24 protein-coding genes are annotated in these 24,863 nt (G+C 54.3%); 15 read left to right on the forward strand and 9 right to left on the reverse strand.

Annotated features, from left to right (window positions below; genetic code table 11):
• Positions 1-101: 101 nt before the first annotated feature.
• The gene (locus LCM31_RS09445; RefSeq protein WP_224869474.1) at positions 102-2,909 is read left to right on the forward strand and encodes a peroxidase family protein; all 2,808 of its coding nucleotides are present in this window, start codon (positions 102-104) and stop codon (positions 2,907-2,909) included.
• A gap of 117 nt (positions 2,910-3,026) precedes the next feature.
• The gene (locus LCM31_RS09450) at positions 3,027-3,767 is read left to right on the forward strand and encodes a hypothetical protein (protein ID WP_224869477.1); all 741 of its coding nucleotides are present in this window, start codon (positions 3,027-3,029) and stop codon (positions 3,765-3,767) included.
• A gap of 73 nt (positions 3,768-3,840) precedes the next feature.
• Here the strand turns inward: LCM31_RS09450 and LCM31_RS09455 are convergent, their stop codons facing one another.
• The 4 genes from LCM31_RS09455 to LCM31_RS09470 all read right to left on the reverse strand — a co-directional run bounded on the left by LCM31_RS09455 (position 3,841) and on the right by LCM31_RS09470 (position 7,397).
• Positions 3,841-4,710: an NAD-dependent epimerase/dehydratase family protein gene (locus LCM31_RS09455; RefSeq protein ID WP_224869479.1), complete on the reverse strand. Its 870-nt coding sequence runs from the start codon at positions 4,708-4,710 to the stop codon at positions 3,841-3,843.
• 254 nt (positions 4,711-4,964) lie between these two features.
• Positions 4,965-5,969: an isoaspartyl peptidase/L-asparaginase family protein gene (locus LCM31_RS09460; RefSeq protein WP_224869482.1), complete on the reverse strand. Its 1,005-nt coding sequence runs from the start codon at positions 5,967-5,969 to the stop codon at positions 4,965-4,967.
• A gap of 199 nt (positions 5,970-6,168) precedes the next feature.
• Complete coding sequence (locus tag LCM31_RS09465; RefSeq protein ID WP_224869484.1) at positions 6,169-6,900, reverse strand: pseudouridine synthase; 732 nt, start codon at positions 6,898-6,900, stop codon at positions 6,169-6,171.
• Between the two features lie 98 nt (positions 6,901-6,998).
• On the reverse strand, positions 6,999-7,397 hold the full coding sequence (locus tag LCM31_RS09470) for a YchJ family protein (RefSeq protein WP_224869486.1): 399 nt from the start codon (positions 7,395-7,397) through the stop codon (positions 6,999-7,001).
• A gap of 233 nt (positions 7,398-7,630) precedes the next feature.
• On the opposite strand from LCM31_RS09470, the gene LCM31_RS09475 reads away from it, so the two are divergent.
• Positions 7,631-7,948, forward strand: coding sequence for a hypothetical protein (locus LCM31_RS09475; RefSeq protein WP_224869488.1), 318 nt, complete (start codon positions 7,631-7,633; stop codon positions 7,946-7,948).
• A 13-nt stretch (positions 7,949-7,961) separates the two neighbouring features.
• On the opposite strand, the gene LCM31_RS09480 is transcribed toward LCM31_RS09475, so the two are convergent.
• Positions 7,962-9,578 carry a hybrid sensor histidine kinase/response regulator gene (locus LCM31_RS09480; RefSeq protein ID WP_224869490.1) on the reverse strand — a complete coding sequence of 539 codons (1,617 nt, stop codon included), beginning with the start codon at positions 9,576-9,578 and terminating at the stop codon, positions 7,962-7,964.
• A 194-nt stretch (positions 9,579-9,772) separates the two neighbouring features.
• On the opposite strand from LCM31_RS09480, the gene LCM31_RS09485 reads away from it, so the two are divergent.
• The 3 genes from LCM31_RS09485 to LCM31_RS09495 are packed head-to-tail and all read left to right on the forward strand — an operon-like array spanning position 9,773 to position 12,899.
• On the forward strand, positions 9,773-11,215 hold the full coding sequence (locus LCM31_RS09485) for an amidohydrolase (protein ID WP_224869492.1): 1,443 nt from the start codon (positions 9,773-9,775) through the stop codon (positions 11,213-11,215).
• Positions 11,215-12,510 (forward strand): amidohydrolase family protein, encoded by a 1,296-nt coding sequence (locus tag LCM31_RS09490; RefSeq protein ID WP_224869494.1) that lies wholly within the window; start codon positions 11,215-11,217, stop codon positions 12,508-12,510. The genes LCM31_RS09485 and LCM31_RS09490 overlap by 1 nt, the downstream gene beginning before the upstream one ends.
• Positions 12,507-12,899 carry an MAPEG family protein gene (locus LCM31_RS09495; RefSeq protein WP_224869496.1) on the forward strand — a complete coding sequence of 131 codons (393 nt, stop codon included), beginning with the start codon at positions 12,507-12,509 and terminating at the stop codon, positions 12,897-12,899. The genes LCM31_RS09490 and LCM31_RS09495 overlap by 4 nt, the downstream gene beginning before the upstream one ends.
• Before the next feature lie 97 nt (positions 12,900-12,996).
• Here the strand turns inward: LCM31_RS09495 and LCM31_RS09500 are convergent, their stop codons facing one another.
• Complete coding sequence (locus tag LCM31_RS09500; RefSeq protein WP_224869498.1) at positions 12,997-13,305, reverse strand: YebG family protein; 309 nt, start codon at positions 13,303-13,305, stop codon at positions 12,997-12,999.
• 162 nt (positions 13,306-13,467) lie between these two features.
• Complete coding sequence (locus tag LCM31_RS09505) at positions 13,468-14,097, reverse strand: DUF924 family protein (RefSeq protein WP_224869500.1); 630 nt, start codon at positions 14,095-14,097, stop codon at positions 13,468-13,470.
• A gap of 267 nt (positions 14,098-14,364) precedes the next feature.
• Between LCM31_RS09505 and LCM31_RS09510 the strand changes: the two genes are divergently transcribed.
• The 4 genes from LCM31_RS09510 to LCM31_RS16315 all read left to right on the forward strand — a co-directional run bounded on the left by LCM31_RS09510 (position 14,365) and on the right by LCM31_RS16315 (position 16,534).
• Complete coding sequence (locus LCM31_RS09510) at positions 14,365-15,252, forward strand: DUF6249 domain-containing protein (RefSeq protein WP_224869502.1); 888 nt, start codon at positions 14,365-14,367, stop codon at positions 15,250-15,252.
• A gap of 12 nt (positions 15,253-15,264) precedes the next feature.
• On the forward strand, positions 15,265-15,819 hold the full coding sequence (locus LCM31_RS09515) for a sigma-70 family RNA polymerase sigma factor (protein ID WP_222228497.1): 555 nt from the start codon (positions 15,265-15,267) through the stop codon (positions 15,817-15,819).
• A gap of 67 nt (positions 15,820-15,886) precedes the next feature.
• Positions 15,887-16,249, forward strand: coding sequence for a hypothetical protein (locus LCM31_RS09520; protein WP_224869504.1), 363 nt, complete (start codon positions 15,887-15,889; stop codon positions 16,247-16,249).
• A 156-nt stretch (positions 16,250-16,405) separates the two neighbouring features.
• The gene (locus LCM31_RS16315) at positions 16,406-16,534 is read left to right on the forward strand and encodes a hypothetical protein (RefSeq protein WP_263601024.1); all 129 of its coding nucleotides are present in this window, start codon (positions 16,406-16,408) and stop codon (positions 16,532-16,534) included.
• 31 nt (positions 16,535-16,565) lie between these two features.
• Here the strand turns inward: LCM31_RS16315 and maiA are convergent, their stop codons facing one another.
• The gene (gene maiA, locus LCM31_RS09525) at positions 16,566-17,213 is read right to left on the reverse strand and encodes a maleylacetoacetate isomerase (RefSeq protein ID WP_224869506.1); all 648 of its coding nucleotides are present in this window, start codon (positions 17,211-17,213) and stop codon (positions 16,566-16,568) included.
• A gap of 332 nt (positions 17,214-17,545) precedes the next feature.
• Here maiA and LCM31_RS09530 point away from each other — a divergent pair, with 332 nt between their 5' ends.
• The 5 genes from LCM31_RS09530 (at position 17,546) to LCM31_RS09550 (ending at position 24,122) form a co-directional block, all read left to right on the forward strand.
• Positions 17,546-18,067: a MarR family winged helix-turn-helix transcriptional regulator gene (locus LCM31_RS09530; RefSeq protein ID WP_222228489.1), complete on the forward strand. Its 522-nt coding sequence runs from the start codon at positions 17,546-17,548 to the stop codon at positions 18,065-18,067.
• A 94-nt stretch (positions 18,068-18,161) separates the two neighbouring features.
• Positions 18,162-19,358, forward strand: a complete 1,197-nt coding sequence (locus tag LCM31_RS09535; protein WP_224869509.1) for an amino acid aminotransferase — start codon at positions 18,162-18,164, stop codon at positions 19,356-19,358.
• 30 nt (positions 19,359-19,388) lie between these two features.
• Complete coding sequence (locus LCM31_RS09540; RefSeq protein WP_224869511.1) at positions 19,389-20,786, forward strand: class II 3-deoxy-7-phosphoheptulonate synthase; 1,398 nt, start codon at positions 19,389-19,391, stop codon at positions 20,784-20,786.
• Positions 20,787-20,851: 65 nt separating this feature from the next.
• Complete coding sequence (locus tag LCM31_RS09545; protein WP_224869513.1) at positions 20,852-21,529, forward strand: glutathione S-transferase family protein; 678 nt, start codon at positions 20,852-20,854, stop codon at positions 21,527-21,529.
• A 376-nt stretch (positions 21,530-21,905) separates the two neighbouring features.
• Entirely contained in the window at positions 21,906-24,122 is a 2,217-nt protein-coding gene (locus LCM31_RS09550) for a M3 family metallopeptidase (protein ID WP_224869515.1), read from the forward strand.
• Positions 24,123-24,240: 118 nt separating this feature from the next.
• Here LCM31_RS09550 and LCM31_RS09555 read toward each other — a convergent pair whose 3' ends face one another.
• Complete coding sequence (locus LCM31_RS09555; protein WP_010130896.1) at positions 24,241-24,723, reverse strand: Lrp/AsnC family transcriptional regulator; 483 nt, start codon at positions 24,721-24,723, stop codon at positions 24,241-24,243.
• Between the last annotated feature and the right edge of the window lie 140 nt (positions 24,724-24,863).

The raw sequence follows: 24,863 nt of genomic DNA on the forward strand, positions 1-24,863 counted from the left end.
GTGTCTTGCTATTGCTGTGGTCTGGTGACCTCAATGGATTTCAGTGCGTGATATTGCGGGCTGGATTCGGCATAAAAATTTTGGAGTCTGCTATGAGAATAATGAACAAATCATTAGTAGTCGCCGGGATCGCAGCTGTAGTGAGTGCGTATGCGTACTCGGTGTCCGGTGATACGGAGGGAAGCTGCGATGCCAGTGCTGTCCAGTCTTACGACGGGACCTGCAATAACCTGGCTGAGACCGAGTGGGGGGCAGCTGATCGACTGTATACACATGGATCGGAAGGTAGTGAGTACGCGGAAGATGGCACGTCTCCCTGGATTGAGGGGAAGGGGTTGAGCGCAGAAGCCATCAACGAGCGCGAAATCAGTAACCATCTGATGGCGAATAAAACGGGTGTTTCACTGAATAGTGACTCACTGCTTTCTCACAATGTTTTATGGATGGGGCAGTTCGTTACCCATGATGCGTCGAAGATCGATCGCGATCGATTATCTCACCCGTATTATACCGATACCGTACCGCGGCTAATTTTTGGTACAGACCCCCAGAATCCCCGTACGGCTGATATCTACCAATGGTTGGGTGTACACCCGACTGACCCATCTAAGTGCTTGCCGCAGTTTGATGAGTTTTTCCAGTTTGTGCCTTGTGCCAGCAAAATTCCAACACGGGATATCTCGATAGAAATGGCGCAGGACTACATCGACAGTAATGGGGTGCCAGGTATCCCCGTGCTGTATCCGGATGCGCCCGAGAACGAAATCGCACGTATCATGTTTTCGCGCAATCCGCTCTTGCCCTTTACTGGTTCTGTATCTAGCCCAGTCATCGTACACCCAGATGCAATCTATGAGGTGCATGACGGCCGTAAAGAAATTCGCAACCGTATTAATAGTTGGCTCGACCTTTCACAGGTCTACGGTGATTCGGCAGCGGTAAACGCAGATCTGCGTTCCAAGGCGAACCCGCAGGACCCGTTCGGACCACGTATTCCTGTTGGCGGGGGTAAACTTGCAACCTACGATTATGTGGGCGCGGATGCAAAAACTGTTTTGTATCGTCCGAACCCCGAGCTTAAAGCGGACTTGTACGAATTCTTACCTACGGCGGAAAAGGTCCCTGCTCATCCGCGGCCAAATGACCCGACCCGTGCATTTAATCCGCAAGACGAATTCCTTTCTGGGGATGATCGGGCTTCCGAAAACCTGCAGCTATTGACCTTCCATCTGGCGTTCCACCGCTACCACAATCGTGTTGCAGACCAGATGGCGCTCAAGTATTCGGGTGACATCGCCGGTATGGCACCGGAGGAGGCCGACGAGTTTTTGTTCCAGAAAACCCGCCGGTTTGTGGTTGGTGTTTATCAGCATATTTTGTTTGACGAGTATCTACCCGCACTGTTTGGGTCGCAGTTTGATGGCCTGATCGGTGAGTACAGCGGTTATGCAGACGATGTGAATCCGGACAGCAATACCAATATGTGGAACTCAGCTTTCCGCTACGCCCATAGCTCTGTGCCGAAAGAGTTCTTAATCTACGATGAAAACGGTCAGAATGTTATTGCGCCACACGTAGTGCTTGACTATTCGGATCCCCAGGCACCGCCAGTGGCGGAGTTTGTTGACGTGGTAAATCGCAGCTTTATCCCGGAGTTCGGAACCCAGAATGTGCCGGGGCTCTCCCAGAGCGGCCCGAACCCGCCGTTTACGGTAGCAAACCACGTCGCGCTGCACAGTACTCAGGGAATGGGTATTGCCAATGTTATACGCTCTATGAGCCGAACGGTTACCGCGAACATTGACCTTATCTACGAAGACAGTGTGCGGGACGTAGTCGCTGCCCAGAGTATGATCAATGCGGGCATTGATTTGGCGGCAATTGATATCCGTTCTGCGCGTGAAGTTGGTGTTCCTGACTTTAACCGCCTGCGCGGTGAATATCTCGGAAAAACGATCTATCAGAATAGCAGCGAAGATGATGGCTGCCGTGTATGGCACTTGCTCTACCCGGACGACCCCATCGAGTGCTTCCTGGAAATTACTTCGGATCTTGAGGTGGCTGAAGAGTTGCGTTCGCGTTACCGCAAGGTCTATAACGTCGAGGGTTTACTTGGTTTACTGGCGGAAGACAAGGTAGATGGTTCGCCGTTGCCGCCTACCATGGCACGTATGATTGCCCGAGAATTCAATCTTAAGCGCAGTGCTGACCGTTTCTGGTATGAGCTCTACTATGCGGACGATGCGGATACTCTCGCAGAGATTAAATCTGTATCCATGGCGGATGTGTTTATTCAGACTGCTTGTGGGGTTGGTGAGCCGGGTTGTGCACTGCAGAAATCGGACCTTGGCACTCCCGATGGCACTGGATATATCAATGCGTTCTTGGTAGACCCGGCGATCGAGCAAATCACCTACGAAGCCGGTGCTTGTGTGCATGCTGGATTCTATCCAAACCTGGATAATCCGGACGATGCTAGTCTGGCAAGTACTTTTGTAGCGTGCTCTGAGAGCTATTCGCGTGATGCCTGTGAAGTATCATCTTTCGACGGCGATATAACCGGTGATGGTATCCCTGATGTCACGCCTTTCCAGTCGGTATTCCTTGGCGCGGCCAGACCTTATGGTAATCAGCTATGCCCGGACGTTCTTGAACCGCAACACGTGAACTTCCAGTTTGGGCCTCAGGCGGTAATGCCTGCAGTTGGTACCTGCCGTCAAGGCTTTATCCATACCCGTGACAAGGTGTATGCCTTCCCGTTCGGTGCTCCTCTAAATGTCGAAGAGGTTGAGCGCTGGTGTACCAGTGATGGTAAGAACTTCCTCGCGGGGGGGTTGTTCGGGGAGTGGGTCGATGGTTCGGCACCTTCTCCGGGTCCTAGTGCCTATCCACCCCCTGTTCGTAATTAGTAGAAAGAATTTGCTAGTGTTGTTTTCTAGTAAATAGAGGCTGCTTGTACTTTTATGGGTGCCCCTTGGGGCACCCCTTTTTCGTTTGTATCAGGTCACAAATTAGAGGATTTCATTATGGAAATGGTGGGAGCTGGTTCTGAGACTCGAGTGATTGACGAATTTGCAGCGGAGTTTGAAGGGCATATCGTGTCTGCGCTGGGGCTACGGTTGAGTGACGAATTTCCCGATCTTGCGGTACTTAAGAATCTGCATGGGACGGAAATGGGCTTCGCCCGGGTATATACGCACAATAGCGGTTTGATCGAGAAGGCGGCGTTTATGTCGTTAACGATGATGCCTGGAATGCGCTACTTCAATATTCATGTGATTCCAAACCCGGAGCTGAATATCCCTCGATTCAGTTTCGAAGGAATGCTTAGCCCAAAGGGTAGCCAAATATCGATGGATCTTTATCCTGACCTCGATGTGATGATGAATCTTGATTACTTTAAGAGGCACTATCGCAGAGTGGCAGGAGCGTATCGCGAGGCTCGATTTGATAAGCCCGTCGAAGCAATTGAGGCCTCGCGGATGGCGCATATGCGAGCTTGTTGTTCTCCGTATTTCCTGCTTGCCTACGGTGTTGCCCCCGAGCATTTGCCAGATTTTGCTCGCTATGCACAGGCCTATCTTGCGGATTGGCTCGATATATGCGCGAGCCCAGAAAAGAATGCGCCAGCGGAAACACGCGCGCGTAAGGTACGTCGCGAGCGCATTATGCAGGCCATTATTGAAGCTGATCCAGACCGGGATAAGGTCGTTATGCTGTTTGGCGAGGAGCTGACCCAGAGAATTGAGCTGGCAACGATGCTTTGAGCGAAGGCGAAGGCGAAGGGGCAGCGGCGCTGTAGGGCGCCGCGACGAATATCCAATTCATTGAAAGACGCGTTTATGCTTCCTTTTCCGTGTTAGCGATATAGTGTGCATTCGGGTCACCATGCTTCACACGATAGCCGGTAGAGTAGATCCGAGCGGCAGAAATCTTGCGTGTGGGCGCCTTGATGTGCCCGGTAAATTCGAGTGGGGATAGCCCCTCTGCTTCACAAATTGCATCAAATACGGTTTTGTTTGTGGCTGGTATCCGTTCATTATCACAGACGTTATAAATACCGTTCAGTCCTGCTGCTACCACGTGCGTGACCGCCGCTACAACATCTTCAAAATGAATTGCATAGAGTAGCGCGTCTGCGCCAAATATCGCTTTTCCATCAAAATAGCTATGGGCGAGTTTTACCCGCTGGGGAAAGGAAAGATCGCCAGGGGCACCATACATATCCGGGAAGCGCAATACGCAACCACCGCGGCGAGAAAGAATGGCCTGCTCCGCTTCCTGATAGTAGCGGGAGGAGGGCTCTTCGTGATTACCGGTTGGGGTTTGTTCGGTAATTGCATCACTGCCTTCACCACCATCGCCATACACCGAAAATGAGGACAGAAATATTAGTCGTTCGCAGTTGGCTGCCGCATTCTGACAGGTCTCGACCAGAGTCTGGTGGTAGTGGCGGTGGCGCTCGTCGAGCGTACGGGTATTTTTGACGTTGGGTGCGACGGTCACAATGATTGCGTCGCACCCTGTTGCGGCAAGTGCGACTTTGTCTGCTTCGTGTCCCTTTAATACAGCCACACCGTCGGCAAATTGCTTCAATTCATCAATTTTTTCGGGGGTTGTTGTGGTACCAATCACCTGGTGTCCCTGCGCACGCAAGCTGCTACCGAGCGCTCGCCCAACATGGCCCATACCTAAAATGAGAATTTTCATAACTGCCTCCAATTGATTTGTGTTTTCACATACCAGGCGTGAGACAGCTTGCCTTTGGTGTTTATAGTGATACTAGAGAGCCGCTTGTCGTGTACATTGACGAAAGTCAATTTGCGAGGTCAAAGAGAGCGAGGAAAGGCGCGGCAGGTTGAGTCTTGTTATGGTGTTCGGGCTTGCTGTAATGGCCTGCTATGCAATGGTCTGAAAGGATGGGGCACGATGACGGTAACCCATTGTTGGTATCTGTAGTTTGCTCAGGGGGATTTCGTTTCGTCACCGTAAATCGCGATACCTGAGTTCTTGTTCGACAGGCGCCAGGCGCGGTACATGCCCTCGGTATTGAATTCCATTGCGATATTGCCGTCCCGATCCATCGCAACGATGCCACCGGTACCGCCTGCGGGGAGCAGGATATCGTGGATCACCTCCCGGGCTGCGGCTGTCAGCGGTTGGTCGCGATAGAGCTTTCGGTTACAGATATCTGCAGCGACGTGGTAACGGATAAAGTACTCTCCGTGACCGGTAGCGGAAACGGCACAGCTATTGTTATCGGCCCAGGTGCCAGCACCAATGATGGGCGAGTCGCCCACACGCCCCCAGCGTTTTGCCGTCATGCCACCGGTGGAGGTGCCAGCGGCGAGGTTGCCATTCGTATCCAGTGCGGCAACCCCTACGGTGCCGTATTTGTAGTCGCTACCCGAAGTATTGAAGGACGTGCCTTCCGCTTCCAATTTCTGCTTCGCTCTCTCAAGCTGCTGCAGGCGGAATTCAGTATCGAAATAGCTGTTTTCTACTTGCGGCAATTGCACGTGGCGAGCGAAAGCGTCAGCCCCTGAACCTGCGAGCATGACGTGGTCAGACTGGGTCATAACGGCTTGTGCAGCCAGGATAGGGTTCCTGACGGTTTTTACCCCTGCGACGGCACCCGCATTGCGATTGCTGCCATCCATTATCGAAGCATCCAACTCATGCTGGCCGTCATAGGTGTACACAGCACCTTTCCCGGCGTTAAACAGTGGGGAATCTTCCAGAATGATGATGGCGGCAGTGACGGCCTCGATGGAGGAGCCACCTTTCTCTAAAATCTTGTAACCGGCATCCCGGGCTTCTGCCAGTTTTGCGCGAATTTCGGACTCCTGTTTGTCTGTGAGCTTGGCGCGGGTAATGGTGCCAGCGCCACCGTGGAGCACCAGCCCAAATTTCTCGGCCCAGGCTGGGGCAGCGACAAATAGAAAGGCGAAAAGCAGCAGGTTTTTCATAGTTTTCAACTCTGGTGGATTACCCCGGTAGCCCCCGAGGCGATTTACCTAGTCTCACGCGCTGGCATCATCTGTCGGCGCTAGTGATAGCTGGCGGTTTCCCTTGCCTCGCGACGTGTGATTACCTTACCCCAACTTACTGGCCCTCGCGACTCTTTCCAGGGAGGGCAATCTGGAAAATAGCGTTGCTATCTATTTGTCAATTGACTGGTAGCCGCCAGCCAAACTGATCGATCAGTGACATAAAGCATCCTTTGGGCGACGCGATGAGGTCCAGCTTTTTCTCTGAAATCGGGTGTTGTATCGACAGGCGATAGGCGTGCAATAGCAACCGTGCGCAATGCAGTTGCTCCGCAAAAAATCGATTGTGGGTGGACTTGCCGTATTTGGGGCAGCCAATCAACGGGTGGGACAGGTGTTTGAAATGTCGGCGGATCTGATGGCGGCGTCCGGTGACCAGTTCAACCTGTACCAAGGAGTAGCGACTACTGGGGTAGCGATCCACGGCAAACGGCAGTTCTACGGTATCAAGACGTCGGAAATGGGTGATGGCCTCCTGGCGAGGTAATTCGCTCTTCGGCCGTTTACGCTGGTGTTTAAAGTCCGCAACTGGGGGCAGCGGATGGTTGATAACGCCCTGTTCGGGACAAAACCCTCGGCACACCGCCAGATACTGCTTTACAGAGGTGTCACTGTCTAGCTGTGCTTGCAGCTTTGCCGCGGCATCCCCGCTCTTGCCAAACACGATGACCCCGGAGGTTGGTTTGTCCAGTCGGTGTACCGGGTAGAGGTGTTGACCTACCAGATCACGTAGATATTGCAGCAGGATGCGATCTTCATGCTTATCGATATCTGAACGGTGCACTAGCCACCCCTCCGGTTTATAGGCTGCAATCAGGTGGTCGTCTTCGAAAATCAGTTCGGGGGTCATCGGGAGGGGAAGTACCGGGATGTGCGATTACAGGGAGTATAGGTTGCCGGGTGTCGTGTAAAGCAAAAGACGGCTGTACAAGAAAGCTGTTGGTTCGATTAGTCCCAACTTTCCAGTGGTTGCACGTACACCCAACGCTTCTTGTAGAGCTTGAACAGCGATATTTCATGCAAGGCATGTTCCGCATCGTCATCTTCAAACCAGGCCTTAAATTCGACGATCGATTTCTTCAGTCCCTTTTTAGCCTTAATAACTTCCAACCGTAGCCACTTCGTTTGTAGATCCTGCTCGCTGAGCTCCGGGTAGGTGTCCGGGTGCCAGCTCTTTTTAAGATACGGCAAGTTGCCGATCACATAAGCGCTGTAACGGCTGCGCATCAGGAATTCGGCGTTGTTCGGGTAGGTTTTCCCGGATAGATAAAGGTTGCAACACTGGGCGAAGGCTTTACCTGAACCGCAAGGGCATGTTGAGGGTGTCTGGTTGCTGGGTGTAGTCATGGCTGATTCATATCTGGACGGACGAGCATCATAACAGTCGCTGTGCTGACTGTGCGGTCAGCAATATGCGAATTGTGCGATGGCGAGTGTATGTCCGTGCCGGTCTAATGAAAAGCCCGCCAGAGCTGCTACGCTTAATCTCAGTTACCCACGAATGTGTGGGTGGGTCTTACTGTTGTCGAGTTGGTGAATGGCCGAGAGGTTTGCCTATGGGGCGCAGCTGTACGTTGTCCATGAGTAGTTTGGCAATATCGTGTACGTTGTTTGCTGGGCTGTGTTCGCTAGCGGCGAATGCAGACGATGATAAGGAAGCGGTTGGCCAGGGGCAGCCGGGGGGAGGGCAGAGTCCCTATTTGAGTTTTTGTCAGGAGCGGTTCTATGAAGAAGACGATGGCATTATCCGTTGTAATTGGGCGGTCAATTTCAATTTAGCCTGCTTTGTTTCCTATCCGTCCAATGTGGTGGTCCAGGCTGGATCGCTTATCGCCAAACCCGAGATTATTGGTGAGTGTGATAACGGAGAAAAAATCATAAAGATTGTTCACTACTAGCAAGCACTGGTGACTACTCATCGTCGCTGAAGAGTAAGGCAATACGTTGCTCCAGCTGCTCGTAAGTAAATGGCTTCTTGATACAGTCCAGAATTCCGTCTGCCAGGAGTTCCTGCACCTTGCTCTCCACGCTGTAACCGGTAGATAGTATTGCCTTAATTGTCGGGTTAATCTGTTTTAGCTCGGCGAAGAGTTGCTGTCCGTCCATATCTGGCATGATCATATCCAGCAGTACCAGATCAATCGCTGCGAAATTGTGCTTGTAATACTCGATGGCTTCCGGTGCTGAGGCGAACGTTGTTACTTTGTGTTCATGCATTTCAAACAGGGTCTTTGAATAATTCCGCACGATGGCTTCATCATCCACCAGCATAATGTGAATGGGTTTTCCGCAGGGCACGGGTTTCGTGGTGTTTTTACGAGTTGCCTTGCCTGGAATAATCGGCAGATAAAGTTCAAAGCAGGTGCCTTCGTCGAGCTCCGAGTGGCATCGAATAGCGCCCTTATGTAAGTGGATGGTACCGTAAACCGCGGCGAGTCCGAGCCCTGCACCGCGGCCACTGGCCTTGGTAGTAAAGAAGGGTTCGAATATCCGTTGGCGAATTTCGTCTGTCATCCCTGTGCCGCTATCTCTGACGTTGATTCGCAGATACTGTCCGGGCTCCAACTGGAAGTCCGAGATAGACAGGGTGTCTTCCACGGTTATATTGCTGGTGGTGAACACGAGTTCCCCACCGGAAAGCATGGCGTCCTTGGCATTGATGCCGAGATTGAGCAGGGCACTTTTAAGTTGCGCGGAGTCCCCCTTGATGTGAGGGGAATTTGCGCGCAGGTCCTGGCGAATTTCGATTCGACGGTCAATGGTACGCTTGAGCATCGCACATACGTCGCGCACGATATCGTGGGTATTGCACTCGTTGATTTGATAGGATCCCTTGCGGGCGAAGGTCAGTAGTTGGTCGGTGAGTTCTGCCGCGTGGTGGGCAGTGGTTAAGATCTGGTTGGCGTACTCAGAAATCTTGGCGTCGAAGCTGGTCTGATGGATGACTTCCGCAAAGCCTGCGATACCGTGCACCATGTTATTAAAGTCATGGGCAATGCCCCCGGCCAATTCCCCGATGGCCTGCATTTTTTGTGCCTGCCGCAGTTCCTCTTCAAGAAGCCGCTGTTTGGTGATGTCACTGCCAATACTCAAAACCCCGATGGGCTCATTGTTGTCGTTGGTGAGCAGCTTGTTGGTCCAGGCTACCCAGACCCGGTTCCCGTCTTTGGTGATATTTTCATTGATGTTATAGCGGTGTTCATCGGGGTTGTTGCAGATGTGGTCCATGAGTGGACGAAGGTCGCGGCCGGTACTTTCATTTGCGGGGACGATTGTCCCAACCACGTGTTTGCCGATGATTTCTTCTTCGGAGTAACCAAAGAACTGCTGCGCGAACTCATTAAAGAAGGTGATTAAACCGTTGCGGTCCCAGCGGAGGATAATGGAGTTTGCGTGTTCGACCAGTTCTCGATAGCGCTCTTCACTTTTGCGCAGGGCCTCGTACATCTCCCGGGAGGACTGAGGCAAATCGACATCATCAGCCGCAGTACTCTCTGATCTGGTCCCTGTTCTGTTATTGGTATTCATCCGCCCTTCCTGCGGTGAGGGGAAAACTCCTGTATCACACGTCTAAATTCCAACACGGCCTGTACAAATTGTCTAGTAAACCGGCAATTTCGGGCAGTCGTACAATCCCGTATTGCCGATAGCATAGTATTGGTGTTGAATCCGACACTATTGAGATAGGTTTCCTAATAACAATTGGGGGGATAGGAAGCGGAATGCGATTATTTTCAGAATCGGTTAAAGGGTTTGAGCGGCTGTGTGTCGCCGTATGTGGAGGACTGCTCGTTTCCACACTGGTTGCCTGTGGCGGTGAGAATAAAAAGGCTACAGATGGGCCGGATTTCGCCCGTCAGGGTGACTTCCCGAGTACCTATGTCCCACAAGAGAGTGCGCCGGTTCTGATTCGTGGCGCAACGGTTTTGACTGGAACCGGTGAAAAACTGCTCAATTCAGATGTGCTGTTAAAGGGTGGCAAGATTGCCAAGGTTGGCAAAGACCTGAAGGTGCCGAAAAAGGGGCTAGTTGTTGAAGGTGCGGGCAAGTGGGTCACTCCGGGCATCATTGATGTGCATTCTCACCTGGGTGACTACCCGGCGCCGTCTATCGAGTCATCCCAAGACGGTAACGAAATGACCTCCCCGAATACCGCGCAGGTGTGGGCAGAGCATTCCGTTTGGACGCAAGATCCACAGTTTCCACTCGCGCTTGCGGGCGGGGTTACCACCCTGCAGATTTTGCCTGGATCAGCGAACCTGTTCGGTGGGCGCGCGGTAACCCTGAAAAACGTACCTGGCCGCAGCGTACAGGATATGAAGTTCCCGGGTGCGCCATACGGTCTGAAGATGGCCTGTGGTGAAAACCCTAAGCGCGTATACGGTGGCAAGGGCACCTTGCCCTCCACCCGTATGGGTAACGTTGCGGGATATCGTGAAGCGTGGACAGCAGCTGCTGCGTATAAAGAGAAGTGGGAAAACTTTCATGAGAATGGTGGCGATGAGCCCGAGCGAGACCTCCAGCTCGAGACCCTTGCGGGCGTCCTGAACGGCGATATTCTGGTGCACAACCACTGCTATCGCGGCGAAGAAATGGCCATCATGATGGATATCGCGCGCGACTACGATTTCCAGATTTCCACCTTCCATCATGCGGTAGAGGCCTACAAGGTGGCGGATCTGCTGGCAGAAAACAATGTGTGCGCCGCTATGTGGGCGGACTGGTGGGGCTTCAAGCACGAAGCCTTCGATATGACCGAAGCCAATATCGCCATCGTCGATCAGGCAAAGGCCTGTGCCATGATCCACTCGGATTCTGCTGTTGGTATTCAGCATCTCAACGAAGAGACCGCAAAAGCCATGGTTGCTGGACAGCGCGCGGGCTTTCATATTGAGCCTCGCCACGCAGTTGCATGGATGACCAGCAACCCGGCAAAAGCACTGGGTATCGACGAAGTCACCGGCACCTTGGAAAAGGGCAAGATGGCCGACGTTGTGGTCTGGTCTGGCAATCCGTTTAGCGTGTACTCCAAGGCCGACAAGGTGTTTATCGACGGTGTATTAATGTACGACCGCACGGACTCCGCGCGACAGCCGCACACGGATTTTGAATTGGGAATTCTGGATGCGGAAGGCGAGCGCCTGCCGGAAGGGGGGCAGCAGTAATGCGTATCTCAATGAATGTGAAAACCAAGTTAAAAGTCTCTCTATTCAGCCTTGCGTGCCTAGTGGGTACAGCAAGCGCTGAAACCATTCTGATTAAAGATGCGCAGATCGTTACGCTCGGAGCGCAGGGAACCCTGGATAGCGGCGACCTGTTAGTACGTGACGGGCAGATTGCGCAGATTGCCGAGGATTTGGGTGATGTTCCCGCGGATCTGGTGATCGATGGTCGCGGTAAGGTGGTGACGCCGGGGTTGATTGCACCCAGCAGTGAGCTCGGGCTGACAGAGATTGGGGCTGCGGCCTCCACCAACGATGGGGCAATCGAAGAGCAGTCTGTCGGTGCCGGCTTTGACCCGGTGGTGGCTTTTAACCCGCGTTCCACACTGATTCCGTTTAACCGGGCCGGTGGTTTAACGCGCGCGGTGGTGTTGCCCTATAGCAACGAAAAGGTATTCGCGGGGCAGGGCTTTGCGATCAAGCTGACTGGCGACTTCGACAGTGTGACCAAGCCCAATTTGGTACAGCGTGCCTACTTCGGTGAATACGGTGCGGAACTGGCTGGTGGCAGCCGGGCCATGGCGTATGCGCAAATCGCGAATGCGCTGGCGCAGGCGAAGGAGTATTCGGAAAACCGGGATCAGGTGCGCCGTGGTGAGTGGCGTGAGCTGGATTACTCGGTAGAAGATCTCGAGTCCCTGCAGTCATTGCTGCGCGGCGAGCAACCGTTGATGATCAATGCAGATCGCGCAAGCGATATCCTGCAATTGCTCGCACTCGCCAACAAATACCAGCTCAAGCTGGTTCTCGTGGGCGCTGCGGAAGGTTGGATGGTTGCCGATCAATTGGCCAAAGCGCGGGTCCCGGTTGTGGTTGATGTACTGGGGAATACCCCGGATGCCTTCGAAAAACTGGGTGCGCGTATGGATAATGCCGCATTGCTGCATGATGCGGGTGTAACCGTTGCGATCAGCGGCCCGGGTTATGCCGGGTCTCACAATAGCTATCTGTCGCGACAGGCAGCGGGAAATGCCGTGGCTTACGGTTTGCCGTTTGAAGAGGGTGTGCGCGCGATTACCGCCAATGTCGCACAAACCTTTGGTATGGATGCCGGTGTACTGGCGCCGGGCAACGCCGCGGAATTGGTATTGTGGAGCGGGGATCCACTGGAGATCACGTCGTTCGCAGAACTGGTGATGATCGATGGTAAGCCCCAGTCTCTGGTCAATCGTTCAACCCGTTTGCGGGATCGATACCTCAGCCCGAAAGCGGGTACCGAACATGGATACAAAAAATGATAAGTGTAGAAATCACGGCGCTTTATAGCGGGCTTTGTGCGTTACTGGTGCTTGCACTTGCCTTCAACGTAGTGAGGTTTCGCCGCGGCAAAAAAGTCGGCATGGGCGATGGTGGCGACAAGTTGGGCAACGTACTGATACGTACCCATGCGAACGCGATTGAGTATATTCCGCTGGCCCTGATCCTGTTGCTGGTCGCCGAGATCAATGGCCTTTCAGCCATTTGGCTGCACTGCCTGGGTGGGGTGCTGGTGTTTGCGCGCATCATTCATGCGATAGGCCTGGTTGGCGGCAAGGGCGGTTACCACAAGGGCCGTTTTTTGGGCACTCTGTTGACTTGGGTGGTTATCGCCATCCTGGCGCTGATTAATATCGTCTCGGTATTCTGAGAACTCACGAAACTGTGGCGGCTTGCCGGGCGAAAAAAAGCCCGGCAAGCCGGGCATAGTACAGGGATGGAAACCAGAATATTGGTGTCCGGGGGGATTACTGGTTTACCGCCAGTGGGGTAACGTTTTCTTCGGTAGTCTCAGCTTCTTGCTGATCGCTCACTTCTTCAGCGGCCAGCAGCTCTTCCGGCTTGCCCTTACAGGCTTTTGCCAGTACTTCGCGGCGTTTCGCCAGCATCAGGCCGATTTCCTCACTGGCTTCTTCTGACACACCTTCAACATTGCGCTCGATCAAAGCGGTGATGTTGGCGGCGAGCTCCAGCATCTTGTCGTGTTCTTCGGCATCTTTTTTATTGTCGAACATGGCTCCGTCTCTATCACATTTCCAAACGGCTACAACCGCCATACTGGGCCTCCTAAGGTCTTGATATCGTGAGTATCGGTATCGTGATTTATGGTTCTGTGTTGTTTCTGTATGGATGTACAGTATCTGTATGTATATTCAGTGTCAACCGCAAATCCGTACATGGCGCGTAAGTGTACGCGCAGTGAGGCCTTCAGGATACCGTTAGAAGCCGCCACCCTGTTCTAGCCAGCGCTGCTCATCGGGAGTACTTTCCCGGCCCAGTGCCTGATTGCGATGGGGGTAGCGGCCAAACTGCGTAATCACGTCCTGGTGTGCCCGGGCGAAACGGTAATAGCTGTCTGCCGCCTGCGAATCCTCCTGTGAGACGCCGGGCTTATCGCTGGCAAAGTCTTGTTGCAGCTGCAGGAAATAGGCTACGGACTCGTCCTGCACATCGGGTCTCTCCGAGTGCTCCAGCGGCATACCGACGATCGCACGCTGGTGCAGGCCCAGTTGACGGTGTTGCCCGCCAGCGACTACCGACTGGCTGATACTGAGTGCCAGCGAGTCACCGGAGAAGGCTTGTGCAGATCCCCGGTAGACATTGCGGGGGAACTGGTCACACAGCAGTATCAGACCGAGCTGGCCGGCCAGGGAGGTATGCCAGCTGCTCAATTTTCCATCAATAGCGTGGTTGATGGCGGATGAGAAGCGCTGCGCGATCTCGCGGTCAAAGTCGTCACTGCGCTGGAACCAGCGGGTGCGCGCCTCCTTGCTGGTCGCTGCGCTCAGATCGGTACTTCCGAACCAGAACTGCAGGACGTCTGAGGGGGTTATGTCACTCTGGTGCATCGTTACTCCCGTTACTCCGTGAAATTTTTTTGTTAGGTTGCATCCAAATCTGCTGGTGTCTGCGTCCTTTAGGGGCAAGGTGATACCAGCGGCGGGATGTTGAGCCCCTGATACCCGTTGCCCAAAAAAGGTACAATCCCACGCCATTGGTGGCTGTTGATGATAGCGTGTCACTTTCCGACCGTCGTCAGCAGTGGATTGAGCAAGGGACTACTTGTTTTGCCTCAGATCAGTAAGAGCGAGATAACAGTAATGAGAGCGAATGAAATGAAGAAATGCGGCCGATTGAACGCCTGGCTGCTGGCACTGACAGCCACGCTGGGAATGAGTATTTCTGGCAGCCTGCTGGCCCAGGAAGAGGGCGCTGCGCCCCCCGCGCCGCCGGTGCCCGAGGCGCCCGCGGTGGCACCTGCGGAGCCCGCGGAGAAGAAGGCCACCAAGCAGGTGCGAATCCTGCGCCAGGAAGACGGTACCCTGCGCATTCATACCCGTGACGAAAACGGGGAAAGCGGCAGTGTCGAAATTGATCTGGGTGAAGCCTTCGGCGGCGAAGTGACCCAGCGTATTTACCGCCAGCTGGAAGAGAAGGGCATTCTGGACGAGAAAGGCCTGGTGGTAGAGCAGGCGCTGGATTCGGTGCCGCGCAATGTCGAAATCGGCATCAAAGCCGACCTGGAGCGTGCCGAGCGTATTCGCGAGCGTGCTGAACGAGCGCGAGAGCATGCCGAGCGTATGCACGAACAAGCTTTTAAAGTGCATGAGGAGTCTCGCCGGGGGTACCATCCCCGCGGTCTGGAGATGGAGTGGTTGATCCCCGTAGTGGCTATTCTGGCTGTCTTCGGTACGCCGATCCTGATTGTCTGGCTGGTTACCCGCAATAGCTATCGCAAGAAGCAGCTGGTGATGGAGAACATCAATCGGATGGTGTCTGAAGGTCGCGATATCCCGCCAGAGCTGCTGGACTCTCTGGATAGTGAGGGCTCCAACGCCAACAACAAGGATCGAGGCATAACCCTGATTGCGGTAGGTGCGGCAGTGTTCATCTTCCTCTCCGCCTCTGCCGGTATCGGTGTCGGTAGCCTCGGTCTGATCCCACTCTTTATTGGGGTTGCCCGCTACATCAACTGGAAGCACGATCAACAGCAAGCCGGTTAAGGACAACCAGTCATGAACCTCGATGATGAGGATCTGATCAGGCGCGTCGTCGAAGACGGGGACCAGCGGGCTTACGCCCAGCTGGTTCGTCGCTATCAGTCACAGTTGCGATTCTCGCTCCGTCAACTGTGTGATGGCGACCAGGGTCTTGCGGACGATATGGCGCAGGAGGCCTTTATTAAGGCCTACAAGGCGCTGCCAGCGTTCCGGGGTGATGCCCGGTTTAGCACCTGGTTGTACCGTATCGCCTACAATCTGGTCATGAGCCACAAGCGTAAGAATGCTCCGGTAGTCGACCAGGATGCGGTGGATTCCGCACAGGCCCAGGAAAGCGTCGAAGAAGCGCAGCAGTTGGGTATGGCCAGAGACCTGAACTCGGCCTTGGGGGAGTTAAGCGACGCCCAGCGACAGGCAGTGCATTTGTGTATGCAGCGTGGTTTTTCACATGAAGAAGCTGCTAGCATTATGAAGTTGCCGCTGGGCACGGTAAAATCCCACGTCAACCGTGCGCGGGCCAAGTTGCAGTCTCTGCTTCAGGCCTGGCAGGAGGAGGTAGTAAGTGGCTGAGTTCGATAAACAGTCCATGGAACCCGAGAAGGGCAATTCCTCTCTTAAGAGAGGAGGATCAACAGGTATGGTGATAAAAAACGGTGTTGTAAGTGGCACCCATCCGACGGCGGATGGTGAACCCGATTTTGACACTTGGCTTTCCCAGCAGCTGCAGTTTAACGAGCCGCATTTAGACGATTCGGGCTTCTGTGACCGCGTAATGGCGGAGTTGCCGCCGGTGCCGGCAAAACGCGATGAGCGCCGTGCCACCCGTTATCAGTATGCGGCGGTGATCGCTGCATCTGCCATCGTGTGCTGGCAGTTCCCCCTCCAGGACTTGCTGGCGAGTGTCTCAGAGCACAGCATTAGCCTGTACAGCCTGGTGGGCGTCGGTATTCTCGGCGCATTTGCCGCTATGACAGGAGGGATCGTCGCGGCGCGCCGCTGATTCTTTCGCTCCGGGCACCGAGCCCGGAGCACAATTCGAGTAGGCAGGGATCGCCTATGGAATTTGCAGGGCTTAAACCTACCCGTACCAGTGGCGGACCCGACTTGCCCGCGGTGAAGCGCCACTAATCGGCGATATAGACGTGCGTTTGCTGGGGTGCCGGATTCCCATGCGGAGCCGTTGCATGTCCTGCATTATCCGGTGAGCGCCGAGTATCGTCTGCACGATGATTTCTTCGACCCGGAGAAGCCGGGTAATCAGCAGGTGCTCGCTACCCACCGGTAGCGAATCGACACCTTTGTATCGCCCTTAGCTGCTAGAGCGTGCTATCGGGCTGATTCTCCGGGCGCGCCTGCTGGAATGCGAGTAGGGCAGCACAGGCATCCGCAATGGCGGAGATTGTTGGGTAGTCGGAAACCGTCACGCCAAAGCGTTCAGCGTTATAAATCTGCGGAATCAAACAGCATTCAAACAGCCCCGGCGTATCGCCGCCAGCAAATGGGGCGCGCTGTGTGTTCGTATGCGCAGCCAGTTGGGTTTCCAGTGCCTCAAATCCCAATCCTATCCAATGGCGTACCCACTGGACCTTCTGCTCATCGCTCGCGCCCAGTTCACTCTGTAGATATTTAAGCACCCGCAGATTTTGAATCGGTTGGATATCGCAGGCCACGTTGTAGGCCAGTGCGCGTACCCGGGCACGCAAAAGTGGGGGTGCCGGTAGCAGGGCGGGCGAGGGGTGCTGCTCATCCAGCCATTCCAGGATCGCAAGGGACTGGGTCAAAACATTGCCGTCATCGACCAGCGCGGGAACCAGGCCCTGAGGATTCAGTTGCCGGTGCTTGCTCTCTTTCTGTTCGCCCTTTAGCAGGTTCACCGCGTGGTACTGGTAGCTGAGCCCCTTGAGGTTGAGGGCGATGCGCACCCGGTAACTGGCGGACGAACGAAAATAGCCGTGCAGCTCCATCTCTTTGAATCCTTAAGCGGTTGTCTGGGGATTGGCGCAACAGGGCGAAGAATTGCTCGTTGTATCAACCCGTTGCGCAAATAATTTGCGTGGTGCGCCGTCTATCGTGACAAAAATGACGTCAAACACCGTATAATCGCTGCCGATCTTTCAGGGCAGTCTGTGCGTGCCTAGTCGGAAGAATTCTGTTCTTTTGCTCCCCTGGCTACGCTGTGCGCTCATTAAACGCACACACTGCCAAAAAAACCTGTAGCAGTGGTTACAATTGAAACCAATTTTAGATACATTTGAAATTTGGTACAACCCGATCCTTAGCAGGTGCAGAGACCGCGATGACCACCGATAACTCCAACAGCTCATCTACGGAATTTTCCGACCCTATTGATGCCGTGCGTCCGGATGATCTGCGGCTGGAAAAATTCCTGCCATATCGCTTGTCAGTTCTCTCCAACCGGGTGAGTAACGCCATCGCCGATGCGTACAGCGCACGCTTCGACCTCACCATTCCCGCCTGGCGGGTTATGGCGATTCTCGGCCGCTTTCCAAACCTTTCCGCAGCGGATCTGGTAGAGCAGACCGCGATGGACAAGGTGGCGATCAGTCGTGCCGTTTCCATTCTGATTAAGAACGACTACATCACCCGCAGTGAAGATCTCGCAGACCGTCGCCGCCAAGTGCTGAACCTTTCCCAGTTGGGTCGCGATGTGTACGACCGTATCGTGCCGCTGGCGCAGCAGTACGAGAACGACCTCATGGGCTCGCTCTCGGCGGAAGAGCGCGGCCAGTTGGACAGCATTATTGAAAAGCTGATGACCCGTGCGCAGGATTGGGCCAATCGCGGCCTGATCGACTGACCGGCTTTCCGTCTGCCATTCTTAAATTCCATCTATAGATTTCATTGGTCGGCACGCCTTGCCTGCGTGTCGTCCAGAACTACCAGGAGTGACCATGTTTGACCATCTGAGCAGCCTGCCTGCGGACCCGATTCTCGGCCTTTTGGCGACTTACCGGGCTGATGAAAACCCTCGCAAGATCGATCTGGGGGTGGGTGTTTATAAAGATGAGGCTGGGCACACTCCAGTGTTGCAGGCGGTAAAAGAAGCCGAAACCCGTTTGCTGAGCAGTGAAGAAACGAAGGCGTATGTTGGCCCGGCGGGCACCGCCGGCTTCAATGCTGCCATGCAGGAGCTTGTACTGGGTGCTGGTCACCCGGCGCTGGTCGGCAATCGTGTTCGCTCCGCGCAAACCCCTGGTGGTTGTGGCGCACTGCGTGTGCTTGCCGAGTTTGCCAATCGCGCCAAGGAGCACGCCACTATTTGGGTGAGCGATCCTACCTGGGCAAACCATGTGCCGCTGTTGGGCAATGCAGGCCTGCAGATCAAGAGCTACCCGTATTATGACCGCGCCACCAGCAGCCTGAAGTTCGACGCCATGGTGGAAACCCTCAAACAAGTGGGGGAAGGTGAGCTGGTACTGTTCCACGCCTGCTGTCATAACCCTTGTGGCGCAGACTTGAGTCGCGAACAGTGGCAAGTTCTGGCAGAAATGGCACAGAGGCAGGGCTTCACCCCGTTTATCGACATGGCTTATCAGGGATTTGGCGATAGCCTGGACGCTGACGCCTTTGGCCTGCGCCTGATGGCGGAGTCCGTGCCGGAAATGCTGGTCGCCGCATCCTGTTCCAAAAATTTTGGCTTGTATCGTGAGCGCGTGGGTATGGCGATGGCCATTTACCGCGATGCGGATTCTGCCGACCGCGGTCAAAGCCAGTTGCTGAATGTGGTGCGTGGTAACTATTCCATGCCGCCCAATCACGGTGGCGCAATCGTTGAGGCCATCCTGACCGATGCGGGCCTGCGTGCAAACTGGGAAGCCGAGCTGACCGAAATGCGCGAGCGCATCAACAGCCTGCGCTCAGGTCTGGTCGAGAGTCTGGAAAAGGCTGGTGCTGTGGGCGATTTCCACTTTATTCAGCAGCAAAAGGGCATGTTCTCATTTTTGGGGATTACCCCGGAGCAGGTGCAGAAGCTGCAGCAGGATTACTCGATCTACATGGTAGATTCCAGCCGCATCAGCATTGCCGGTCTGAGTCAAAATAATATGGAGTACTTCTGTGCATCCGTTGCAGAAGTGCTGGAAAGCTGAGTCGTAATTGAGTCGAAGAGTTAGCCGAAAATGGAAGTTGAGGTAGAAGCTACCGTGTCAGAATCTGTTGTTGAACCCTGGGATCCCGCGAGCTGGCGCGAACGCACGGCGCACCAGCAGCCTAAATACCGGTCTGCGAGCGACGTACAAGCTGTTGAGCAGCAGTTGTCGGGCTACCCTCCATTGGTGTTTGCCGAGGAGGCGCGCGAGTTGCGTCGGCAGCTGGCGGAAGTGGCCGAAGGTAAAGCATTTCTGCTGCAGGGGGGTGACTGCGCGGAGTCATTCACTGACTTCAATGCCAATCGTATTCGCGACACCTTTAAGGTGCTGCTGCAGATGGCGGTGGTGCTGACATTTGCCGGCAATTTGCCGGTGGTCAAAGTGGCGCGCATGGCGGGGCAGTATGCCAAGCCCCGCTCGGCGGATACCGAAACGATTAAGGGCGTAGAGCTGCCAAGCTACCGCGGCGACATCATCAACGGGATTGATTTCACTGCGGATGCGCGGGTTCCCGATCCCCAACGGATGCTCACAGCGTATAATCAGTCTGCAGCAACCCTGAACCTTCTGCGCGCTTTTGCGCAGGGTGGCCTTGCGGACCTCCATCAGGTACACGCCTGGAACCTTAGCTACCTGGAAAATAATCCGCAGCGTGATCGCTATCTGCAATTGGCGGAGCGTCTTCAGGACGCATTGGAATTTATGGCCGTATGCGGGGTTAACTCCAGCAATACACCGGCGATTCGTGAGACCACGCTGTACACATCGCACGAAGCACTGTTGCTGAACTACGAGCAGGCGCTGACACGGACCGACAGCCTTACCGGAAAATGGTACGACTGCTCCGCCCATATGCTGTGGATCGGAGAGCGCACTCGCCAACTGGATGCCGCGCATGTGGAATTTCTGGCGGGTGTGTGGAATCCCATTGGGGTGAAGGTCGGTCCGAATATGGATACCGATGAATTGATTCGTCTGATCGACCGTCTGAATCCCAATAATGAGCCCGGCCGGTTGACCCTGATTACCCGTATGGGGGCAAATACGCTGGCAGACAAATTGCCTGAGCTTGTGCGTGTGGTGAAAAGGGAAGGGCGCTCCGTTGTATGGAGCACCGATCCCATGCACGGGAATACAGAAAAAGCCTCCAGTGGCTACAAGACCCGAAATTTTGACAATATTCTGCGGGAAATCCGTGACTTCTTCGCTGTGCACCGCGCCGAGGGCACTCATCCGGGTGGTATACACCTGGAAATGACCGGGCAGCATGTCACCGAGTGTACAGGTGGCGCCTGGAAAATTTCTGAAGCGGATCTTGCCAGCTGCTATCAAACCCAGTGTGATCCACGACTGAATGCGGATCAGGTGCTGGAGCTTGCATTTAGCATTTCAGAACTGCTTCGCGATGGGAGAAATGGAAAAGCCTGATTGCGTTCGAGGTTAGCCACTGGCTGACATTTGTCTGCAATTAATTGCCAAGGGGAGGGGTGCTCATGCAGCTGTATATCGGTAATAAAAACTATTCTTCATGGTCGTTGCGGCCGTGGTTGTTGGCCACCGAATTAAAGATTCCTTTTGAGGAAATGCTTGTGCCGTTTGATGAGGGCGGCAGCTGGGACAAGTTTCGCGCTTTCTCACCTACGGGCTTGGTGCCATGTCTGGTCGATGGCGAAGCTACTGTCTGGGATTCCCTGGCGATTGCAGAGTATCTGCATGAAACCTATCCAGCCGTATGGCCGGCCGATAAGGTGGCCCGCGCTTGGGCGCGTTGCGCCGCAGCCGAGATGCATGCCGGCTTTTTCGCGCTGCGTAATCAGTGCAGCATGAACTGCGGTGTCACCGTATCGATGCATCAGGTGGATGCGGCACTCGAGAAGGACCTGGCACGGTTAGAGGAATTGTGGGAGCAGGGCCTGGACCGTTTTGGTGGTCCTTTCTTGGCAGGGGATACATTCACAGCGGTCGATGCGTTCTTTGCCCCCGTAGTATTTCGATTATATGGCTATCAATTGTCACTGGGCGATAAGGCGATGGTTTACGCCGAGCGCGTTCGTACGCTGCCCGGAATGCGAACCTGGTACGAGGAGGCGCTCAAGGAGCCCTGGCGCGAAGTTGCTCACGATCAGGAGCTGGAGGCCGTTGGCTCTATCGTCGAGGATCGTCGCCAGTAAACCTGAGTTTCCCCGCCAATTAGCCGCTCTCCGGCTGGTATCTTTCTCGCAGCGGGTTGCTTTCTGTGGCCCGCTTATCCCGCATGTCTTTCTTGCCGTTGATCGCTAATTGCGATCGGGTTCTGTTTTCCACTCAGGTAAAAAGAATCCACGTAATAAGTCGTTATCAAACTGACTGATCAAGTTTGACCCACAGAAATATCCGATTTGTTGGTCAGGGGCAGAGGAGAGTGCTGTCACATCCCTATTTTGGCGTGAATAGTTGGGGCTTTGTGGTCGAATCCTAGATGCTTCTATTGCAGCGGGGTAGACTTGCGTGATGACGAAAGCATTAGTCTGATATCCAAAATAGTAACTATAACGAGGTCCGTTTTCGATGCGTCAAACATTGATCGCCCTATCTATTTCCGCAGCAATGGTTGCAATCGCAGGTTGCAGCAAGGAGTCCGAACCGGTGGCGAAGTCACCCGCAGCTGAGCAGGTGTCCGAGTCTGTAGCGGCAACTGCGCCGGTCGATAACGTACTGTTAGCCGAATGGTCCGGTCCTTTTGGTGGGGTACCTGCGTTTGATGCGATGGATATCGCTGCGTTGAAGCCGGCGCTCGAGTTTGGCATGGCCGAAAACCTGGCTGAGATCGATAAGATTGCCAATAATCCGGAAGCACCGACCTTCGCCAATACCATTGCGGAAATGGAGCGCAGCGGTAAATCACTGAGCCGTGTGTTTACCTATTGGGGAATCTGGAGCGGCAACATGTCATCGCCGGAGTTCCGCGCGGTGCAGGCCGAGATGGCGCCGAAGCTCGCAGCGTTTAGCTCCAAAATTATTCAAAACGACAAGCTATTCCAGCGTGTAAAGGCAGTGTATGAAGCACGCAATGATGCTGACCTCACCGCCGAGCAGATTCGCGTTGTCGAGCTGACCTATGACGAGTTTGCCACCAACGGTGCAACCTTGAGCGGAGAGGCCAAGGAACGCTACGCGGCAATCAATAACCGCCTTGCCGAGCTGCACACCAGCTTTGCGAATAATGTGCTTGCGGACGAAGAGGGCTACGATCTTTTCCTGTCCGAAGATCAACTCGCTGGTTTGCCGGAATCTTTCGTCAAGGCAGCTGCAGCTCTGGCTGCAGAGAAAGGCCAGTCGGGCAAATATGCCATTACCAATACCCGTTCTTCGATGGATCCTTTCCTGACGTACTCCACAAAGCGTGAGCTGCGTGAAAGGGTTTGGAACAATTACTATAGCCGTGGCGACAACGGTGACGAGCATGACAACAATGCAATCATTGCAGAAATTCTGCAGCTGCGTGACGAGCGCGTCGCTTTGCTCGGGTTTGATAACTACGCCGCGTGGCGTTTGCAGAACCGCATGGCGAAAACCCCTCAGCGTGCGATCGCACTGATGGAAGCGGTATGGCCTGCAGCGGTGGCGCGTGTCCATGAGGAAGTTGCGGACATGCAGGCAGTGGCGAATGCTGAGAGCGCCGGTATCGAGATCGCCCCGTGGGATTATCGTTTCTACGCCGAGAAAGTGCGCAAGGCAAAATATGACCTCAATTCTGATGAGGTGAAGCAGTATCTTCAGCTCGACAATCTGCGTGAAGGTATGTTCTATGTCGCAGGCGAACTGTTTAATTTCACATTCACCCCGGTGGAAGAGGGCAGTGTTCCGGTATTCCATGAGGACGTGAAAGTCTGGGAAGTTACCGATAAGACCTCTGGTGAGCACATCGGTCTGTGGTATCTGGATCCGTTTGCCCGCTCCGGCAAGCGCTCCGGGGCCTGGGCGAGCATGTATCGCGATCACACCACCTTTGATGGTAAGGAGACCGTCCTTGCATCCAATAACTCGAACTTTATCAAGGGCGCACCCGGTGAGCCCGTACTGGTAAGTTGGGATGATGCGGAGACTTTCTTCCACGAGTTCGGCCACGCGCTGCACTTCCTGGCTTCCAACGTTTCTTATCCGATGCTGAACGGCGGTGTGCGTGATTACACCGAATTCCAGTCTCAGTTGCTGGAGCGTTGGTTGAGCACCGATCCGATCATCGATAACTATCTGGTGCACTATAAAACCGGCGAATCCATTCCGGCGGATCTGGTAGCGAAGATCAAGCAGGCGGCCACGTTTAATCAGGGCTTTGCCACTACCGAGTACCTGGCCTCCGCGCTAGTCGATATCAAACTGCACACTACCGACCCAACCGGTATTGATCCGGACAAGTTCGAGCGTGAAACCTTGAATGCGCTGGGAATGCCCTCCGAGCTGGTAATGCGTCACCGCACCCCACACTTTGGGCATATTTTTTCCGGTGAAGGTTATTCTGCGGGTTATTACGGCTACATGTGGGCTGACGTGCTGACATCAGATGCGTCGGAAGCATTTGCCGAGGCAGAAGGCGGTTTCTATGACAAAGAAGTGGCTGCCAAACTGGTGAAGTATCTGTTTGCACCGCGCAACGCGATCGATCCGGCCGAGGCGTATCGCCTGTTCCGTGGTCGCGATGCGGGTATTGAGCCGCTGATGCGTGATCGCGGTTTCCCGCTGCCTGGCGAGAAATCCGAGGGAACGGCAGCAGCGGGCGAATAATTCCAAGCTGCAGTCGATCAAAAAAGGCCGCGATGTGTTGAGCATCGCGGCCTTTTTTTGTCTGGGATTTGGCTTCTGTGTGCGCTGGCTTGTGCCGGCTAGTCACATCGCCATGTCGCTACTTTTCCAGCAGCTGGTCCAGTGGCAGCTCGGTGCGGTAACGCACCTGCTTGAGAGAGAAGCTGCTCTTGATGTGATCGATACCCGGGAGTTCGGTCAGTTTTTTGTCGAGGAACTCTTGATAGGCGTGCAGGTTCGGGACCACCACACGCAGTAGGTAATCGAAATCACCCGTCATCAGGTAACACTCCATGACTTCGGGCCATTGGCCAATGGTCGACTCAAAGTGCTGCAGCTCTTTCTTTACCTGGTGGTTCAGTGTGACCTGGATAAACACGCTCACCGGCAGGCCTACCTTGTCTGGCTCCAGCAGCGTGACTGCGCGCTTGATAAACCCCTGCTCGTGCAGGTTTTTCACCCGGCGGGAGCATGGAGAGGGAGAGAGGCATACTTTTTCCGCTAGCTCGATATTCGGGATGGTGGCGTCTTCCTGGAGAATTTCCAGAATGTGCTTATCGATGGCGTCCAGTAGATAGGCCATTGTGGTACCTGACTGATTATCTGGGGTCAAAGGACCCAATTATTGCAGAAAATGGATTCCATGTGGTGATTTATGCTCGTCCCGGCGTGCTTTATTGGTGATTTTGGTATGACCTGCCGCTGCTGCCGGTGATAGTTTAC

Source organism: Microbulbifer agarilyticus, assembly GCF_020171345.1.
Classification (GTDB): Bacteria; Pseudomonadota; Gammaproteobacteria; order Pseudomonadales; family Cellvibrionaceae; genus Microbulbifer; species Microbulbifer agarilyticus_D.